Source organism: Pseudarthrobacter sp. PvP004 (assembly GCF_017876035.1).
Lineage (GTDB): Bacteria > Actinomycetota > Actinomycetes > Actinomycetales > Micrococcaceae > Arthrobacter > Arthrobacter aurescens_A.
Map to the genome: position 1 here is coordinate 3,824,855 of NZ_JAGINL010000001.1, position 18,284 is coordinate 3,843,138.

Annotated in this window: 21 protein-coding genes; 4 read left to right on the top strand and 17 right to left on the bottom strand. The window is 63.4% G+C overall.

What is annotated here, in order from left to right; genetic code table 11:
- The first annotated feature begins 93 nt into the window (after positions 1-93).
- Positions 94-1,170: a DNA integrity scanning diadenylate cyclase DisA gene (gene disA / locus J3A64_RS17320; RefSeq protein WP_011772955.1), complete on the top strand. Its 1,077-nt coding sequence runs from the start codon at positions 94-96 to the stop codon at positions 1,168-1,170.
- A 9-nt stretch (positions 1,171-1,179) separates the two neighbouring features.
- Here the strand turns inward: disA and J3A64_RS17325 are convergent, their stop codons facing one another.
- Entirely contained in the window at positions 1,180-1,902 is a 723-nt protein-coding gene (locus tag J3A64_RS17325; protein WP_011772954.1) for a hypothetical protein, read from the bottom strand.
- Positions 1,903-2,039: 137 nt separating this feature from the next.
- Between J3A64_RS17325 and J3A64_RS17330 the strand changes: the two genes are divergently transcribed.
- The gene (locus tag J3A64_RS17330; protein WP_286176378.1) at positions 2,040-2,990 is read left to right on the top strand and encodes an A/G-specific adenine glycosylase; all 951 of its coding nucleotides are present in this window, start codon (positions 2,040-2,042) and stop codon (positions 2,988-2,990) included.
- A gap of 121 nt (positions 2,991-3,111) precedes the next feature.
- Positions 3,112-3,594, top strand: a complete 483-nt coding sequence (locus J3A64_RS17335) for a hypothetical protein (RefSeq protein WP_210065098.1) — start codon at positions 3,112-3,114, stop codon at positions 3,592-3,594.
- A 6-nt stretch (positions 3,595-3,600) separates the two neighbouring features.
- Here the strand turns inward: J3A64_RS17335 and J3A64_RS17340 are convergent, their stop codons facing one another.
- Positions 3,601-3,738: a DUF1660 family phage protein gene (locus J3A64_RS17340; RefSeq protein WP_286176379.1), complete on the bottom strand. Its 138-nt coding sequence runs from the start codon at positions 3,736-3,738 to the stop codon at positions 3,601-3,603.
- 178 nt (positions 3,739-3,916) lie between these two features.
- Positions 3,917-4,729, bottom strand: coding sequence for a helix-turn-helix transcriptional regulator (locus J3A64_RS17345; RefSeq protein ID WP_210065100.1), 813 nt, complete (start codon positions 4,727-4,729; stop codon positions 3,917-3,919).
- Between the two features lie 79 nt (positions 4,730-4,808).
- Between J3A64_RS17345 and J3A64_RS17350 the strand changes: the two genes are divergently transcribed.
- Entirely contained in the window at positions 4,809-5,321 is a 513-nt protein-coding gene (locus J3A64_RS17350; protein ID WP_210065102.1) for a glyoxalase/bleomycin resistance/extradiol dioxygenase family protein, read from the top strand.
- Positions 5,322-5,334: 13 nt separating this feature from the next.
- On the opposite strand, the gene J3A64_RS17355 is transcribed toward J3A64_RS17350, so the two are convergent.
- The 14 genes from J3A64_RS17355 to J3A64_RS17420 form a co-directional block, all read right to left on the bottom strand.
- Entirely contained in the window at positions 5,335-5,694 is a 360-nt protein-coding gene (locus tag J3A64_RS17355) for a VOC family protein (protein ID WP_011772948.1), read from the bottom strand.
- A gap of 3 nt (positions 5,695-5,697) precedes the next feature.
- Positions 5,698-5,958 carry a DUF4235 domain-containing protein gene (locus J3A64_RS17360; RefSeq protein ID WP_011772947.1) on the bottom strand — a complete coding sequence of 87 codons (261 nt, stop codon included), beginning with the start codon at positions 5,956-5,958 and terminating at the stop codon, positions 5,698-5,700.
- A 95-nt stretch (positions 5,959-6,053) separates the two neighbouring features.
- Positions 6,054-6,230, bottom strand: a complete 177-nt coding sequence (locus J3A64_RS17365) for a CsbD family protein (protein WP_210066221.1) — start codon at positions 6,228-6,230, stop codon at positions 6,054-6,056.
- Between the two features lie 89 nt (positions 6,231-6,319).
- Positions 6,320-7,012, bottom strand: coding sequence for a dihydroxyacetone kinase phosphoryl donor subunit DhaM (gene dhaM / locus J3A64_RS17370; RefSeq protein ID WP_210065104.1), 693 nt, complete (start codon positions 7,010-7,012; stop codon positions 6,320-6,322).
- Positions 7,009-7,671 carry a dihydroxyacetone kinase subunit DhaL gene (dhaL, locus tag J3A64_RS17375; protein WP_210065106.1) on the bottom strand — a complete coding sequence of 221 codons (663 nt, stop codon included), beginning with the start codon at positions 7,669-7,671 and terminating at the stop codon, positions 7,009-7,011. The genes dhaM and dhaL overlap by 4 nt, the downstream gene beginning before the upstream one ends.
- A gap of 2 nt (positions 7,672-7,673) precedes the next feature.
- A complete protein-coding gene (dhaK, locus tag J3A64_RS17380; RefSeq protein WP_210065108.1) occupies positions 7,674-8,675 on the bottom strand; it encodes a dihydroxyacetone kinase subunit DhaK in 1,002 nt (333 codons plus the stop codon).
- A 147-nt stretch (positions 8,676-8,822) separates the two neighbouring features.
- A complete protein-coding gene (locus J3A64_RS17385; RefSeq protein WP_210065110.1) occupies positions 8,823-9,011 on the bottom strand; it encodes a hypothetical protein in 189 nt (62 codons plus the stop codon).
- A gap of 10 nt (positions 9,012-9,021) precedes the next feature.
- Complete coding sequence (locus J3A64_RS17390; protein WP_011772941.1) at positions 9,022-10,470, bottom strand: FAD-binding oxidoreductase; 1,449 nt, start codon at positions 10,468-10,470, stop codon at positions 9,022-9,024.
- 170 nt (positions 10,471-10,640) lie between these two features.
- Positions 10,641-11,150, bottom strand: a complete 510-nt coding sequence (locus J3A64_RS17395) for an amino-acid N-acetyltransferase (RefSeq protein ID WP_011772940.1) — start codon at positions 11,148-11,150, stop codon at positions 10,641-10,643.
- A gap of 175 nt (positions 11,151-11,325) precedes the next feature.
- The gene (locus J3A64_RS17400) at positions 11,326-13,428 is read right to left on the bottom strand and encodes a prolyl oligopeptidase family serine peptidase (RefSeq protein ID WP_210065112.1); all 2,103 of its coding nucleotides are present in this window, start codon (positions 13,426-13,428) and stop codon (positions 11,326-11,328) included.
- Positions 13,429-13,514: 86 nt separating this feature from the next.
- Positions 13,515-14,723: a glycosyltransferase gene (locus J3A64_RS17405; RefSeq protein ID WP_210066223.1), complete on the bottom strand. Its 1,209-nt coding sequence runs from the start codon at positions 14,721-14,723 to the stop codon at positions 13,515-13,517.
- A gap of 84 nt (positions 14,724-14,807) precedes the next feature.
- Positions 14,808-17,300: an ATP-dependent Clp protease ATP-binding subunit gene (locus J3A64_RS17410; RefSeq protein WP_011772937.1), complete on the bottom strand. Its 2,493-nt coding sequence runs from the start codon at positions 17,298-17,300 to the stop codon at positions 14,808-14,810.
- A gap of 351 nt (positions 17,301-17,651) precedes the next feature.
- Positions 17,652-17,978 carry an Lsr2 family protein gene (locus J3A64_RS17415; protein ID WP_014920382.1) on the bottom strand — a complete coding sequence of 109 codons (327 nt, stop codon included), beginning with the start codon at positions 17,976-17,978 and terminating at the stop codon, positions 17,652-17,654.
- Positions 17,979-18,109: 131 nt separating this feature from the next.
- Positions 18,110-18,283 carry a hypothetical protein gene (locus J3A64_RS17420; RefSeq protein ID WP_011772935.1) on the bottom strand — a complete coding sequence of 58 codons (174 nt, stop codon included), beginning with the start codon at positions 18,281-18,283 and terminating at the stop codon, positions 18,110-18,112.
- Position 18,284 lies beyond the last annotated feature (1 nt).

The following is an 18,284-nucleotide window of genomic DNA, read 5'->3' on the forward strand; positions in this document are numbered from 1 at the left end:
GCTTGTCGTCATGTGGGCATTTTTGGTAGTGCGCGCTGACGCCGGATTCAGCTTGTCTGTGAGCCATGGCTTGCACCTTCGAAGGGAAACCCTATGGCCCGGAGCCCGGAAGAGTCGCTCAAGGCGACCCTTGCCAGAGTCGCACCCGGAACTCCATTGCGCGATGGCCTCGAACGCATCCTCCGTGGACGCACCGGCGCCTTGATTGTGCTGGGCTACGATCGCACCATCGATTCCATCTGTTCGGGCGGATTCGACATCGGCATCGATTTCTCCCCAACGCGTCTGCGCGAACTGGCCAAGATGGACGGCGCCATCATTTGTGACAAGGATGCCAGCAACATTGTTCGGGCAGCCGTCCAGCTGGTGCCCGATTCGAGCATCGAAACCCAGGAGTCAGGCACCAGGCACCGCACGGCCGAGCGTGTCGCCATCCAGACCGGCGTTCCCGTTATTTCGGTCAGCCAGTCCATGCAAATCATCGCGCTCTATGTGAACGGTTTGCGCCACGTTCTGGAGGGCTCTGAAAAGGTCCTCGCCCGCGCCAACCAGGCCTTGGCGACCTTGGAGCGGTACAGCGCCAGGCTGGACCAGGTCACCAGCTCACTTTCGGCCCTGGAGATCGAAGCACTGGTCACGGTCAGGGACGTTGCGGTCACCCTGCAGCGCCAGGAGATGGTTCGCCGTATCTCCGAGGAAATCGCCCAGTACGTGCTGGAACTCGGTGAAGACGGCCGCCTGCTCTCCCTCCAGGTGGAGGAACTCACGGTAGGCCGCGGCCCGGGGAGCGAAGTCATCATCCGCGACTACTCCGATCCCGACGCCACTCCTGAGCAGATCGAGGAAGCCGTCCAGGCTCTCCTCAACCTTGGCCCCACAGAATTGATCGACCTCAGCCGCATTGCCCACATCATTGGCTTCGCCGGCGGAGTAGAGCAGCTGGACGCCGTGGTTCAGCCGCGCGGGTACCGTCTGCTGTCCGGTTTGAAGTCCGTTCCCAAGGCAGTGGCCGACCGTTTGGTGGACTACTTCGGCGGGCTCCAGAACCTCATGGCAGCCACCATCGACGACCTCATGACCGTGGACGGCATCGGCGATCAGCGAGCCCGCACAGTCCGCGAAGGATTGAGCCGCATGGCCGAAGCGAGCCTGCTGGACCGGTTCCTCTAAAGGCGAGCGCTAGTTCAGCTGGAAGGCGACCTTGGGGCTCGACTTGTTCCCGAGTCTCGCCTCGAACGTGTAGTAAGCGCCGCCAGCACCCGGCTTGGCAGTGATCGCGGCGCAGCCTTCCAACGTCCGGTTGCGCTGCCACGGGAAGTTCGCAGTCTCGCTCTTGCCGGGTTGGATGGTTTTGATGAGGTCCTCGCCGCCCGTCTGGCAGTCCTTTGACGAGAAAATCCGGTCCGAGCCGCTCATCAGCAGGTACTCCATTTGGGAGGTGCCCACGTTGACCTCGCACGGGGCGGTGCCGCCGTTGGTAATGGTCATGGTGAGCAGCGGCTTTTCCTCGGCGCCGTAGGCGGGCTTGTCGGTCTTGGCGGCGACGGTCATGAGGTTGAGGTCGCACACGGGCGAGGCCGACGGTGACGGCGCCGCTGTTCCTGTGGGCGTAGTCCCCGGCGTGGGTGCCGTTGAGGCGTCGGCAGTGCTCACGGCTTGCGGCTCCGGGTTCCCGGCCAATGCGCCGGTGAGTGCCACGACGCCGCCGATCACCAAAGCGATAACCAGCAGCAGGGCGCCAAAAACCACCTGCCGACGACGCCGATACACGGCAGGGCTCGGTCGACGCCTTTTCGTTGAGGTACTTTTGCCCGCCGCACCGGCGCGGGATGAGCCACGGGCAGCACCCTTCGCCGACGCTGATGCGCGCGCGGTCGACTGCTGCTTACCCTTGTTGGCCATGGTTCTAGGCTAGGCTCGCGGCCGCTTGGGCACCTAACCTCCACGCCGAAAGGGCCTAATGCCGGCCTGTGTGACGTCGGCCATGGGATACCTCCTTGGCGGCGGGCCGCCCGAATTCCACTACAGTGGATGGCAGCATGACACTTCCCGATTCAGGCCAATTGGCAGGCCTCCACCAAGCCCTTGATCAGTGGTTCGCCCGGACTGCCCGTGACCTTCCGTGGCGCGAGCCGGATTGCAGCCCCTGGGGCATCCTGGTCAGCGAAGTGATGCTTCAGCAAACACCCGTTGTCCGGGTGCTGCCGGTGTGGCGAGACTGGATGGAACGCTGGCCCACACCCGCCCACCTCGCAGATGAGCCGTCGGGGGCTGCCGTCCGCCATTGGGGCCGCCTCGGCTATCCCCGCCGGGCCCTGCGGCTGCACGCTGCCGCCGTCGCAATCCGTGAGCAGCACGGCGGCAAGGTTCCTGACACGTATCCCGAACTCCTCGGCCTTCCGGGCGTCGGCAACTACACAGCGGCCGCCGTCGCAGCTTTTGCTTTCGGACGCCGCGAAACCGTGGTGGACACCAACATCCGGCGCGTCCATGCGCGGCTCATATCCGGCGACGCACTGCCAGCTCCTGCCTTGACCGCGGGTGAAATGCGGCTGGCTGACGCCCTCCTGCCGCTCGACAAGGAACTTTCAGTCCGTTGGAACGCGTCCGTCATGGAACTCGGCGCCATGGTCTGCGCGGCCCGCAGTCCCAAGTGCGCTGACTGTCCCGTGCGCTCCAGTTGCGCCTGGCTCGCGGCCGGTGAACCGCCGCCGTCGTACACCCCAAAGGGCCAGTCCTGGCACGGCACGGACCGCCAGGTCCGCGGTGCCGTGATGGCTGTCCTCCGTGAAGCGGCCACCCCTGTGCCCCGCGAGATGTTCGAGCAGGCGCCGGCGGATCTGGGATTCGCACCGTCCGGCGTCGGAATACCGCTCGCTGCCCTGCACCGGCTCAACTCGGCACCTGAGCAGCTCGAGCGTGCATTGGACGGCCTCTTGGTGGACGGTTTGGCAGAAATGCACGACGGCGGATTGCGGCTTCCAGCGTAGCGACGGTACGCGCGTATCGGTTCCGCAACAGCCTTCCCGGATCCATAACGATGCAGGCGCCTTTTGCCCTGCAGATGCGACATTCCGGCGACACCGGCAGCGTGCAGCCCTACTCTGAAGCATGGGCAGAATCGGATTGGCACTAACCCTTGCCGGGACCGCCGCACTGCTTCCCGGATGCTTGGCCGAACCTGTGGCCTGCCCAGCGATCGGACATGTAGCCGGCATCTCCCTGACCGTCGCAGCCGGCTACGCAGACGACGTTGCTTCGCTTCGGTTGAAGGCCTGCCAGGATGGGATCTGCACCGAAAAAGACCTCTTGCTGAATCCCGGCGCGACTGCCGTTGACCAAGGTTGCACTCCGGATGGCGTGTGCTCAGCGACGTCGTCGCCGGATGGAACTCTTCAGGGTTTCCTGGAGCTCCCCGCCCTCTCCGAAAGTTCCCTTGAGGCGACCGCGACCGGCACTTCCCCTTCCGGCGCGGCGTTACCCGCGAGGACGGTGACCTTCACGCCGAAGGGCGCCTATCCGTACGGCGAACAGTGCGGCCGGATGATTTCTGCGGCCCTGATACTGGATGAGGAAGGGTTGCGGCAGCACTAGGAGTGGCTATCCACCCGCATCCATAATGAGCCTCGAGCCGCCTGAGTCGTCTTCGTCCTTGCCGCAACGCGTGCAGCGCCTGTAGCGGGTGCCGTCCTCGGTGCGCTCCACATGCCATTTGTGGCCAAGATTGAGTTTGCACATCAGCTTGCCGAGCATGGCGCTCTCCGTTCCGAAAGCACGCTGAACACGGTTCCCGCGTCCAGTGCGGTGCCACTCACAAGTTTATTTTGGACCGGCGCCAACTGGTAGATGGAGGGGCATCTTTCGATCCGCAACCCGCCTGCTACCGCAGGTTGAGCGAGCCGGGACCGGGTGAATGCTAGCCCGGGTTTCCCCCAACGGCCTTCCGGTAGCCACTCGGAGTGAACCCCAGATACTTCTGGAAGTCGTTCGTCAGGTGCGCATGGTCTGCATAGCCGAGTTCGACGGCGATCGCGGCAAGGTCCGCTGCTGGGTTGGACCGGGTACGCTCGGCGGCGTCCTGCAATCTTCTACGCCGGATCAGTGCGGAAGGGCTCAGTCCGACGTACTTTCCGGCGATCCTCTGCAGGGTTCTCGGCGACACGGCCAGGCGGGATGCCACGTCCTCAAGCAGGATCATGTCCGGCTCGGAAGTAATCACGTCCACCATCCGGTTCGCGAGCAACGCCTCCTCGGAGGCAACAAATTCCAGGGAAACCAGCCACGCAACAAAGGCTTCCACTGCCCGCTCGCGGTGCGTGCCGCCGTCGTGCGTGATCTCAACGGAAGGCGTGGTCATGGCTGCCGAGACGGCCCTCTGAAGGCCTTCCAGCGCCATCACAACTCCCTGGTCACGGAGGGCCCCCGGATGATCGGTAAAGAGCGGCACAGCCGCGGGGCGCAGTAACGCGCCAACCGCCCAGCCCTGACCGGTCAGGTCGCGGTAAGCGGCCCGGGTGGTCGGCCCGGAGAACTCGACGACGTCGCCCTGCACCACGAGGTTGGACGCCGGGTAGGCGATCACGTGTTGCCGGGATGACCGGCCGGGTTCGATGTTCCACTCCGGAATCCAGAACCACTGCACCAGGTCTGCAACGGACGCCGGTGCAGGAAAGCGATGGAAGGTGGGGAGTCGCGCCGGATACAGGATGCCCTTGAACGAACCCTCCATCGGAGCCTTTCCACAAGCGGATCAAAGCTGTCGCAAATCTCCAAGCGCCACCCGGCAGAAGGCCCGTAGCGTCGTAACCATGACAGATACTACAAGCACAGAGCCCACCACCGCAGCCCACGGTGAACACACCACCCACGGCATCCCTAACGGCCTGACCAGCCTCACGCCGTTCCTCGCCGTGCCCAAAGCCAGGGAAGCCATCGCGTTCTACCGCGATGTGTTCGGTGCCCGGGTTGTAGGTGAAACGGAGATGGGCGGGATGGTGGTCCACGCCGAACTCGACTTCGGCAATGGCCGCCTCCAACTTGGCGAGCCCAACCCGGAGTACCACTTGGTGCCGGCGCCCAGCGGCGAGGACGACTGCTATTCCCTCGGCCTTTACTGCCCGGACGCGGACGGACTCGTGAAGAAGGCTGAGCAAGCGGGAGCCACCATCCGCGAGCCGCTGTCCACTTTCGTCTCAGGTGACCGATACGCAAGCATCCGCGATCCCTTCGGCGTTCGCTGGTCCATCATGACCCGTGTGGAGGACCTCTCCGAAGAAGAGAGCAACCGCCGCGTGGACGAATGGGCGGCGAAGCAAGGCTAGGTGCCGGGAGGCCTTAGCTCAGGCAGAGGCAGAACGGGTGGCCCGCCGGATCAAGGAACACCCTGAACGTCTCGCCGGGCTGATGGTCGGCTTTGGTTGCCCCAAGGGACAAGGCAACTTCTTCGCCCTTGTCCAGGTCCTCCACCACCATGTCCAGGTGCATTTGCTGCGGGATGGTTTGGCCGGGCCATTTGGGCGGCTGGTACACCTCTACCTGTTGGAAGGAGATGCAGTTGCTGCCATCGCTGGGACGGATGTCGAACCAGTCGCCTTTGTCCTCGATCTCCCAGCCGAAAAGCTCGCCATAGAAGGCAGCCAAAGCAGCCGCATCCGGACAATCGATGACGACACTGGGGAATTTAGCTATTGCCATGTGTTAAACCTCGTCAGCAGTCTTCTTCATGCGGGCCAGGGCGCTCTTGGTGCCCCGTTGGGTGAGCACGTGAACTACGGCGCCAACGCCTGCGGAAACAACCGCGAAGACGAGCACGCCGGGCAGGGAGTCGTTGAGGTCTGTACCGTCCTTGGGGGCGGGCTTACCGGTTCTCTTCTCCCAGAGGCCTTCCAGCGTTTTGTTTGCGAGCGCGCCAGCTCCGAGGCTGACGGCCAGGCCGAAAAGTTTTACCAGTATGTTCACGAAGATCCTCCATAAGATAGCGCGCCCCTGAAGGGCGCCTCGCAAGGGTCAAAACAAGACAGGGCCGCTGCAATGCAGCGGCCCTGTGTGGACTTCTACTCCTTCTTGAAGGCGTCCTTCAACTTCTCGCCGGCACCCTTGAGGTCGGCTTTGGTCTGGTCGCCCTTGCCTTCGGCTTCCAGGCGCTCGTTGTCCGTCAGCTTTCCGGCAGCTTCCTTAGCCTTGCCACCGAGCTTCTCGCCAGCGTTCTCCATCTTGTCGTCAGCACCCATGTTTCGCACCTCTTCCTTGTAGTGAACCTGTACCTCTACAACATCACTAATCAGCATACTTAGCAATATCTGGGATGGAAATTTGGAACTTAGAGCTCGCCAAACCCTTCCTCCACAAGCCGTCCCACGTACTCAACGGCCTTCAACGCATCCTTGCCGCGGGCTTCGATTCGCAGGGTAGAGCCTTTACCCGCGGCGAGCGCCATGAGCGCCATGATGGACATGCCATCGACGCCGTTGACGGTTACCTCAGCGTCCAGCCCGGATAGGCCCCCGGCGATCTTCGCGGCAGGGCGGGCGTGCATTCCCAAAGGATTGATGAGCTCAAAATCTCCGCTTGCGTCCGGTTCATCCTTATCCTCAGGGATTGCCGGACCCCCTACGCCTGCGGGTACGTTGCCGAAGGCCACGGCTTCGGCCGCCTTGCGAACATCTTCGACGCCGTCACCTCCTTGGGCGGCGACGGCTGCGGCCACGAGTCCCTCAACCAGCGGCGCATCGGCAAGGAGGACGGCGTCCGGATCGCTGGCGAACTCCACCGCAGACTCTGCGGTCATCACAGCTGAACCCAGATCGGTTAGCACCACCACGCCATCGCCCCCGGAATCAACCAGGGACTGCTCGACGGCGGCCAGCACCTTCTCCAGGCTGGTTCCGATGCGGTCGTCGTCAGTTCCCCCGGCGGCGACGAGGTCGACGTCGGGAGCCATCTGCGCGGCAAGTTCCACAGCCCCCTCGGCGATCTTGCTGCTGTGCGATACAACCACAATCCCCACTGTCATACGGCGTCGGCTCCCTTGTCAGCCGTGGAACCGGCAGCAGCTGCTGCGGCCGCTCTCAGGAGAAGCGCGGTGGAAGCGGCGCCGGGGTCGCGATGCCCTGCACTGCGCTCCCCCAGGTAGCTGGCCCGGCCCTTGCGTGCCACCAACGGATCCGTGGCCATGGCGCCGGTTTCGGCAGCTTCCGCAGCCGCTTCCAACACAGCAACCGGATCAGCGCCGCTCGCCGCGGCTTTTTGGGCCGCTTCAACCGCGGGCGTCCACGCGTCGATCATGGTCTTGTCGCCGAGCTCGGCTTTGCCCCGGGCCACCACGCCATCTCGGGCGGCTGCCAGGGCTGCGGCAAGGGCCTCCGCATCAATATCGCCGGCGTCCCCCAAGGAGGTTGCTGCCCGAAGATACGCCGTGCCGTACAGCGGTCCGGCAGCGCCGCCCACCTTGGACATGAGCGCCATCGCCGCAGCCTTCAACGCCGCGCCCGGAGTCTCCGGCGGGGTCTCATCGAGTTTCTGCAGCACGGCCTGGAAACCGCGGTCCATGTTCTCGCCGTGATCCGAATCGCCGATTGCCCTGTCCAGCTCAATCAGCTCCACCCGGTGTTCGGCCATGGCTTTGGCGGAGAGCTTCAACCAGTCCAGTGCCCAGTCAACGTCCAGCCCCATGCTCAGGCTCCCCACCGCAAGGCCGCGGTGTGAACGGGTGCGTCCCAGAGCCTGATCAGCTCATCATCGAGCCGCAGCACGGACACTGAGCAGCCCTGCATCTCCAAAGACGTCACATAGTTCCCCACCAGCGAGCGCTCCACGGTGGCACCACGCTCGGCCAGGACCTGGGCCGCGCGCCGGTACACGATGTACAGCTCGCTCTGTGGAGTTCCGCCCATGCCGTTGACGAACAGCAACACCTTGTCGCCGGACGCCAACGCGAGGTCTTCCAGTACTGGCTCCAGCAGGCGATCCGTGATGGCGTCAGCGCTTTCCATCGCGATCCTGTGCCGGCCGGGTTCGCCGTGAATGCCTATGCCAATCTCGATCTCATCGTCCGCGAGTTCAAAGCTGGGCGTCCCCGCGTGTGGAACCGTGCAGCCAGACAGGGCAACACCCATGGTCCGCACATTGGCCACCACACGCTCGGCGATGGCCGTGACGGCATCGAGGTCGTCGCCGCGCTGTGCGGATGCACCTGCGATCTTCTCCACCAGGACAGTTCCGCCCACCCCGCGTCGGCCGGCCGTATACAAGGAGTCCTCCACCGCGACGTCGTCATTCACCAACACCGAACGCACGTGTACGCCTTCAGCTTGCGCCATCTCCGCCGCGGTTTCGAAGTTCAGGACGTCGCCGGTGTAGTTCTTCACGATATGGACGACGCCGGCACCTGAGTCCACTGCGACAGTCGCCGGAATGATCTGGTCGGGTGTAGGCGAGGTGAAGACTGCGCCGGGGACGGCGGCGTCGAGCATTCCGAGCCCAACGAAGCCCGCATGGAGCGGCTCGTGCCCGCTGCCTCCGCCGGAGATCAGGGCGACTTTGCCCGCTACCGGAGCGCCTTTCCGGATGACGTATTTAGGCTCGGGATGGACGTCCACGATGTCGGCATGCGCCATGCCGAAACCTTCAACGGACTCGTCCACCACGGCGCGTGGATCATTAATGAGCTTTTTCATGTGATGCTCCTGGGCGTGCTGTGGCTGGTGCTCTGACCCTACTACCGGCGACTGTGGCCACGGTAGGCCTTGCAGTGGCAGCAGTCCTTAAATAGCGGAAGGGACAGCCCCCAATGACTGTCCCTTCCGCTGGATCCGCGTGATCCGTCACTCCTCAGCAGCTTGTGTTGTCACCGCCTCGGGCTCATTCCTTGCCTGGTACTCGGGCCAGAAGGCTGAGTACAGGTCCGGGTTCGAGTGCCCCGCGTCCTGCCATGACGCTTCGTGCGGCCATGATCCGTGGGGAATATCTATTTGGAATGCCGAGAAATCCGGAAACATCACCCGATCAAGCATGGCGCGTTCCTTAGTTGTTCAGCACGGCGTCGCCGCCGGCCGTGACGACATCCTCGAGCAACACGGTCTGATCGATGACCGGAAGCCCCACCACGTGCCCGAAGCTGAACATGTTCTTCGGATCCACCTCGGCTTTCGCCTTCCGGAGCCGTTCCCGCGCACTGGGCAGCCACGGCCGCTCCCTGTCCTCGGCATCCACAAAATGGCCGTGCAGGTTCACGAACGTGCCCGCATTCGCAGCAGGTCGGAGGTCTTCGTGGACTGCGCTGAACACACCGGGGAGAATGTCCAGGACCGGCGGGACGGCGATCGCGCCCATGAAGAAGCTGAACGCCGCGTCACGGCCGCCCACAATGTCCTCCCCGTCCGTGCTCTTGGCCAAGGCGCCACCCAGGAGTCGAAGTTCTGCCAACAACACAGGACTTTCGACGCCGGGACCAAAGTGCCGCAGCAAAGCGTCTTCGGCTTGGTCGTCCAAACGATCAAGCAGGAAACCGTGCTCGCGCACGGGTACCGGCTGGTCCGGGTCTTGGTGGATCGTGTCGAACTGGGTGGAGTCCAAAGGTCCGGTGGCGTCCATCATGAACGGGGCACAGTGACGCATGGGCTCAAGAACTTCCGCCGCGGTTGCCAGATCACCCTGGTAGGCGTAGCGGAGATGGATGACGAACTTTCCGCGGAGTGGTTCCGGAACCATTTCCATATCCGGAAGGCGAAGGAAGGCCATGGACGCTGATGCGTCCACCGGCAGCGACGGCACCCATTCCCTGAACGCCCGCAGAACCTCTGGCGCATGCTCGCCGTCGAAATACATTCCGCCTGCGTAGAGATCAGCTGCCGGGAACAGGTGGAATTCCATGGCAGTGACGATGCCCAGGTTCCCCTTGCCGCCGCGCAGGAGGTAGAACAGCTCCGAATTCTCGTCCTTGGTCACCCGGCGCTGTGTGCCGTCGGCGGTGACGAGCTCGAAAGCAATCACGTGGTCTGATGCGAAGCCGTACTTGCGCCCCAGGATCGGCAAGCCGCCTCCCAGCGTGTAACCCACCACGCCGACATCGGTGGTTGAACCGCAAAGTCCCATCAAGCCGAACGTCGCGGCGAGTTCCACCACGGCCTTCCACCGGACGCCTGCACCGACGCGGGCCGTCTTCTCAAGGGGATCGATGCTGAGTTCCAACATCCGGCGGGTGCTGATGAGCAGGCCGCCTTCAATGGCATTGGTAGCGCCGTGTCCGGTGGACTGGACAGAGACGGGCATTCCGCGCTCGGCCGCCCAGCGAATAGCCGCGGAAACGTCCTCTGCGTCGAGGGCGCCAAAGGCCAGATCAGGTTGGTGCTGTGTGGAGAGGTTGAAGGCCGCTACTTCCGGAGCGAAGCCCGGATCGGCAGGCGTGAACACGGGACCGCGCACGCTGAGTTGGAGTTCTGAAACATCTGAAAAAGAGGCGTGGGACTGCATGATCTTCTCTCAATTGACCGATGTGGTGGAAGCTTCCCCAGCAAGCCTCAATCAGTTTATCCATCAACTGGATATAAGAGAAGAGCTAATAAATCACTCATAATCGGGCAGGCTTGATCGACGCACCTGGATAGACGCTGCCCAAGGCAGTAAGAGTGCTGTTTAGGCTGCTAGAGCTGCTTGATCATGCGGGTGTTTCCCAAGGTATTGGGCTTCACGCGGGCAAGGTCCAGGAACTCGGCAACGCCTTCGTCATGCGAGCGCAGCAGCTCGGAGTACACCTGCGGATCCACGGCCGACTGGTCAGCCATGACTTCGAATCCGTGGCGCTTGAAGAAGTCCACTTCAAACGTCAGGCAGAACACGCGGCTCACGCCAAGCGCCCGCGCTTCCTCCAAGAGGTTTTCGACCAGAACATGCCCCACTCCCCGCCCACGCCAAGAGTCAGCAGCGGCCAGCGTGCGGATCTCGGCCAAGTCTTCCCACATCACATGCAGGGCACCGCAACCAATGACTTCACCGTCGTCAGACTCGGCAATCCGGAATTCCTGGAGGCTCTCGTAATACGCCACAGTCTCCTTGGCCATGAGAATCCGCTCCTCAGCCAAGGGCGCCACAAGCCTTTTGATAGCCGCCACATCACTGGTGCGGGCAGGGCGAAGGCTGAAGGTCGAATCCACTCCCCCATCCTAACGAGGCAAACAGATGCCATGCGCCCCGTTACTTACACCCGGACGTGAGCGAGTCCCACCCGCGAGGCGCTGGACCTGAGACTTGTGCATAGCGTGCGTCTAAGCGAGGAACGAGCGAGCACGCGGCGAATGGCGCAGGTCCAGCGCCGCAGCCAGCAACGACCTACACTCCCAGCTCCTCCGGCAAGGAAACCTCCTCGCCCAGCACCTGCTTTGCCAGGAAGCTCTCCACGACGCCGTACCAGACCTTCGCGTGCTGTGGCTGCAGCACCCAGTGGTTCTCGTCCGGGAAGTACAGGAAGCGGTGCGGGCTCTGGCCGTTATCGTCAGCAGGCAGTTGAGAGGAGGACAGGAGCTCGTACCAGAGGCGAAGGCCTTCGCCGATGGGCACGCGGTAGTCCTTGTCGCCGTGGATCACCAGCATGGGCGTTTTGATGTTGCCCACGTTCAGGTGCGGCGAATTTTCCATCGCCATTTCCACGGTCATCTCCTTGAGCCAGTACTGGGCAGCGTCGGTGGTGGGGCCGAACTGGTCCAGCGCCCACAGGCTGGCGTGGGTGACGATTGCCTTGAAGCGGTCGGTTTGCCCGGCAACCCAGTTGGCCATGTAGCCGCCGAAGGATCCACCCATCGCCGCAGTCCGGGACTCGTCGATGTCCGGCCGCGCGACCACCGCGTCGGTGATGGCCATGAGGTCCGTGAACGGCTTCTTGCCCCATTCGCCCCATCCGCGCTGGATGAACTCCTGGCCGTAGCCGGTGGAAAGGGCAGGATCCGGCAGCAGCACGGCATAGCCTTTGGCCACCAGCAGCCACGGGTTCCAACGCCACGTCCACGCGTTCCACGAGCCAAGCGGCCCGCCGTGGATCCACAGCAAGAGGGGTGCCGGGTTGTCCGCGGACGCGCCCTCCGGAAGCGCGAGGTACGCCGGAACGCGCGAGCCATCTTCGGCTGTCGTATCCACGCGCTCAAGCCGGCCTTTGTACACGGGCCGCTCCGCAGGTGCCTGCAGGCGGACCGTTTCTCCTGTGGCCAGGTTGATCCGCACGGCTTCGGCGGGGAACTCGTAGGAGCTTCGGAGCGCATACGCCTCGGTTCCGTCGGGAGAAATCACCACATCCGAGTAGGCTGCAGCGTCCTTTGTCACCCGGGTGACTGCACCGTCAGCGACGTCGATCCGGAAGACCGGCGACGCGCCGTCGTCGTCTGCTGTTACCAGGACCGCGGTGCCGTCCGGAAGCCAAGCGAGGGGCGTTGCCCAACGGTCCCACTGGTGTGCGAGCGGCTCAAGGTCCGTGGTCTCGCCGCCCGCCACGTTCAAGAGGTGCAGTTTCACGTGGGGAGCCTGCGTTGGCGTGGTGTCGCTTTCGCTCTGCACCACCAGCGTTCGGTTGTCCGGGCTCACCGGCCCGGGGAAGTAGCTCATGCCTTGGTGGTCCAGCAGCACCTTGACGGTCCCGGTGGCAACGTCGACGGCGGCGAGCACCTCGCGGCTGTCGGCTTTCGCGAGCGCTTTGGTCATGCTTGTGTAAATGGTCCTGCCGTCCGGGCTCACCACGGTTTTGGCCTCACGCAACGAGCCGCCGACGCCGGGCGTCAGGTTCCGGAGCTTGAGGGGCGCAGCGGAGTCAATGGTGGACGGCTTGCCGGGCTCCTTCTCCTCGCCCTGCTCCACCGCGAAGATCCGCGGCTCGGCCGGGCCAAGGTCGGCGTCCCAGTAGCGGATCGGGTAGCCGCTGTGCAGGATGGCCGAGACCTTGTTGTCCTTGCGTGCCTTGCGACGCTCCTCGTCGTTCTCCTCATCCGCGGATCCGGCCAGGACCTCAGCGCTGACGAAGGTGGCGTTGGCGTCTTTCGCGGCCATGACGGAACCAATTCCACCCGAACGAGAATGCACTACCCGCGCCTCTCCTCCGTCAGCGGGGAGCAGCCAAAGGGCATTTACAGGGTCGGCGTCAGGGCTGTCCGGATCAGGGCGCGCCGACGTAAAGTACAGGTCGCCGTTGGCGGCGAAGACCGCGCCGGCCTCTCCCTTGGAGCTGCGGGTGATGCGGCGGGCTTGGTTCCGGCCGCTGGGGTCCATTTCCCAGAGTGCGGTGGCGAACTCAGTTCCTTTGCCGTTCAGCGTGGTGACTGTGGTGACCAGGCGCTTGCCATCGGGGCTCAGCGTGAGGCCGCCGACCCGCGGGATGGCGAGGTAGTGGTCGAGGTGGTGAAATGGCGTTTCGGGCTGCTCGCCCTGGGTGTGAGTGTCAGCAGAGTCCATGATCCGATTCAACACGGATTGTGCCGCCGATCACAGACTGGTTCACTCACAGTGAAACAGTACTTTCACATATTCGGCTCTATAGGTCAAAGGTTCCTCAGGGCGCCGACCACAGCCACGGTGCCATCCTCTTTCGCGATGGCCGCCCCCAACTCCGCTGCCCGCAGGGAGTACGACGGCGTGCTGACGGCTTTCATGATTGCGTCACCGAGGCGCTCCGGGGTGAGCTTCTTGTACGGGATCGGCGCAGGGCCAGCGCCGAGGGCGGCAAGACGGGAAGCCCAGAGCGGCTGGTCCGTGTACACCGGAACGCCAACGGCCGGCACCCCCGCCCGGAGGCCCGCCGCCGCGGTTCCCGCTCCGGCATGGTGAACCACGGCCGCCATATGAGGGAACAACCACTCATGCGGAACACTGCCGACGGCGATGGCGTCGTCACCCAACCCACCCTCAGCGCCCTGGACAACAGCCCGCACTCCGGCACGGCGTGTTGCCTCAAGGATGAAGGCGGGGTCGATGTGGGCACTGCTTCCAAAGCCTACGAAAACGGGCGGCGGACCGGCGGTAAGGAAGTCCACAAGGTCCGCGGAGGGCTGCCAGTCCGGCTCGACGGCGGGCCACCAATACCCCGCCATGACCAGGCCGGAGTGCCAATCAGCAGGCCGGGGCAGGACGGTGGGGCTGATGCCATGAAGGATGGTCACCTTCGCTTTCCTCCGCCGACGCTCTCCGGCCGCACGGCTTTCCTTGCCCAGTCCCAGCTCTCTGCGAAGGCGTGCGCTGGGCGCATCGTAGGGAGCCGGACCCGCAGCTGCGCGCTCACCAATGATCTTGTTTCCCCACGCACCAAGGCTTTGGGCCGAATTCATGATCACAGGCGGATACGCCGCGCTCGGCTCGATAGGCTGCAAATGCGCGCCGATGGCCGGGATACCCAGAGCCTCCGCGATGTCGTAAGCATAGGGTGCCACCGAATTGGCCAGAATCACGTCGGCCCCGGCCTCGGCTGCAGCAAGCGTGCCGGTGGCAGCGTTGTCCATATACTCCGTGAGCTTCCGCCAGAAGGTGAGCACGCTTCCGGATGACGCTTTGGCACCGGGGGCCGGTTGCGTGATCAATCCGGCCAGGTCGCCGGGCAGCGGCCTGAACTCGCAGCCCGACTCAACAACAAGAGGCGCGTAGGCCGGGTTGGCCGCGACGGCCACCTCGTAGCCCAGCCCCTGCAGGCGGCTACCGAGCCCCGCCATCGGCGCGACATCTCCCCGCGTCCCCGGAGTCACCATGAGTACGCGCATGCCGTCCCACTTCCCTTCTTCGGAGTTCACGCAAAAGCCCCGCCCGCTCTATGTTGGAGCGGGCGGGGCTTAGTGCTGTAGCGACTACGCGGTCGGAGCAATCTCCGGGATACGCGGCTTGGCGTTGCCTTCGAACGTGAACTTGGCGTCGTCACCTTCGCCGTCAACGTCCACCACAACGATGTCGCCGGAGTGGAGCTCGCCGAACAGGATCTTCTCTGACAGCTGGTCCTCGATCTCGCGCTGAATGGTGCGGCGCAATGGCCGGGCACCCATGGCGGGATCGTAACCACGCGTGGCCAAGAGAACCTTGGCAGCGGGGGTCAGCTCGATGCCCATGTCCTTGTCCTTGAGGCGGCGCTCCAAGCGGGTGACGAACAGGTCCACGATCTCGATGATCTCGTCCTGCGTCAGCTGCGGGAACACCACGACGTCGTCAACACGGTTGAGGAACTCGGGACGGAAGTGCTGCTTGAGCTCTTCCGTGACCCGGGCACGCATCCGGTTGTAGCCGGTCTGGGTGTCCGTGCCGGACTGGAAGCCCGTTGCCACGCTCTTGGAAATATCGCGGGTACCAAGGTTGGTGGTCATGATGATCACGGTGTTCTTGAAGTCCACCACGCGGCCCTGGGAGTCGGTCAAGCGGCCGTCTTCCAGAATCTGCAGCAGTGAGTTGAAGAGATCCGCGTGGGCCTTCTCCACTTCATCGAACAGGACCACGGAGAACGGACGGCGGCGAACCTTCTCGGTCAGCTGGCCACCCTCTTCGTAGCCGACGTAGCCCGGAGGTGCACCGAAGAGACGCGAAACCGTGTGCTTCTCGGAGTACTCGGACATGTCCAGCGTGATGAGGGCGTCCTCTTCACCGAACAGGAACTCGGCAAGCGCCTTGGCAAGCTCGGTCTTGCCGACGCCGGTGGGGCCGGCGAAGATGAATGAGCCACCGGGACGCTTGGGGTCTTTCAGGCCTGCACGGGTACGGCGGATGGCCTGCGACAGGGCCTTGATGGCCTCGTTCTGGCCGACGACGCGCTTGTGCAGTTCGTCTTCCATCTTGAGCAGGCGCGAGGACTCTTCCTCGGTGAGCTTGAAGACCGGGATACCCGTGGAGTTCGCAAGAACTTCGGCGATCAGGTCTTCGTCAACCTCGGAGATATCGTCCATGCCGCCGGACTTCCAGTTGCGTTCCTTCTCTGCGCGTTCGGCAATGAGCTTCTGCTCCTTGTCGCGCAGCGAGGCAGCGCCTTCAAAGTCCTGGGCGTCGATGGCGGATTCTTTCTCCATCTTCACGTCCGCGATGCGCTCGTCCATGGCCTTGAGCTCCGGCGGAGCGGTCATGCGGCGAATGCGCAGGCGTGCGCCGGCTTCATCGATGAGGTCGATCGCCTTGTCCGGCAGGAAGCGGTCCGAAATGTAGCGTTCGGCCAGCTGCGCAGCGGAGGCGAGGGCGCCGTCGGTAATCGTCACGCGGTGGTGTGCCTCGTAACGGTCACGCAGGCCCTTAAGGATCTCGATCGCGTGAGCGACGGAAGGCTCCTTGACCTGGATCGGCTGGAAGCGGCGCTCAAGAGCAGCGTCCTTCTCAATGTGCTTGCGGTACTCATCCAGCGTGGTGGCACCAATGGTCTGGAGTTCACCGCGGGCGAGCATCGGCTTCAGGATGGACGCAGCATCGATGGCGCCTTCGGCAGCACCTGCACCAACGAGGGTGTGGATCTCGTCGATGAAGAGGATGATGTCGCCGCGGGTGCGGATTTCCTTGAGGACCTTCTTCAGGCGCTCTTCGAAGTCACCGCGGTAGCGGGAACCGGCAACCAGGGAACCGAGGTCAAGCGTGTACAGCTGCTTGTCCTTGATGGTCTCCGGGACATCACCGCGAACGATCGCCTGGGCGAGGCCTTCGACGACGGCAGTCTTACCGACCCCGGGCTCACCGATCAGGACCGGGTTGTTCTTGGTACGGCGGGAGAGGACCTGCATGACGCGTTCCATCTCCTGCTCGCGGCCGATCACAGGATCGAGCTTGTTCTCGCGGGCAGCCTGGGTCAGGTTGCGTCCGAACTGGTCGAGCACCACCGATCCGGCAGGAGTACCTTCAGGCTGGCCCTGGCCCGAGCCGCTGCCTGCGGTTTCCTTGCCCTGGTAGCCGGAGAGCAGCTGGATGACCTGCTGGCGGACCCGGTTCAGGTCCGCACCAAGCTTGACCAGCACCTGGGCGGCCACGCCTTCGCCTTCGCGAATGAGGCCGAGCAGGATGTGCTCAGTTCCGATGTAATTGTGGCCGAGCTGCAGTGCTTCGCGGAGCGAGAGCTCAAGCACCTTTTTGGCGCGCGGGGTGAAGGGGATGTGACCGGACGGGGCTTGCTGGCCCTGGCCGATGATCTCCTGCACTTGCTCGCGAACGCCATCGAGCGAAATGCTCAGGGACTCGAGCGCCTTGGCAGCAACGCCTTCACCCTCGTGGATCAGACCCAAGAGGATGTGCTCGGTACCGATGTAATTGTGGTTGAGCATCCGTGCCTCTTCTTGGGCAAGGACGACCACGCGACGGGCACGGTCCGTAAATCTCTCAAACATTTCGCCACACTCCTAGCTACGACGTACTTTGATGCTACGTGCCGGAGCAACACTTTTGGGGCGTGTTCGCCACAGGGGAAACATGACGTGGTTGTGGAATAAATCGGCTTCCAGCCCTTGACCGCTGCCCACCTGCAGTGGCACCCTCTTCCCCTTGCCTGAGAGCACCGGGCGAAGGCCAGCCGGTAATACTTTGGGGCCCCGGGCCCGCCGTTTTGTTGGTACCCACTATTCGGGCCTTCTCGACCCCGGCGATTCACAGGATATTCCAAGCCTTGGAGGGAGCCCGCAAAACTGGCGGCTTAAATGCCAATGCCCCGGCAGTGACTGCCGGGGCATTGAAGCGGTGATTCAGGAATTGGCCTTTTGGTACGCTTCCTGAATTTCAGCCTGAATACGTCCGCGGCTGTTGACGGTGTAGCCGTTGTCACGGGCCCACTGGCGGATTTGAGCGGAATCCTGGTTACGTGCGGCTGTCGCACGGCCCCGGGTTGCACGGCCGGAAGAAGTCTTCCTGGCCTTAGCGACGTAGGGCTCCAATGCCTTGCGCAGCGAGGCCGCGTTGGCAGTGGACAGGTCCATCTCGTAGCTCACGCCGTCGAGGCCAAAACGGACAGTCTCGTCCGCAGCCCCTTCATCCAGGTCATCGACGAGGATGATTTTTACTTTCTGTGCCATGAGTTGCCTCTCATTTGGAGGGTTGGATAATCAGAAATTCCCCGGATTCCTTTGATGATTATCGTTCACGGCAAGCATGCGCGTCAAAGCGTAATTGGATTGTCTTCTGTTAGCGGAAGCCAATTGGAAGGCTATTTAGCTGCAGGACCCTCGGACGCAGGTCCGGAATTTTTCAAATTCGCTTCGGCCTGCGCCTTGGCTTCGGCCTGTCGTTCCGATTTGTCCGCATTGAAGATCGACTTCATGGCAAACCAGAAGATCAATCCCACCACAATGGACGGCGCCAGGACTGCGATGTACTCCATA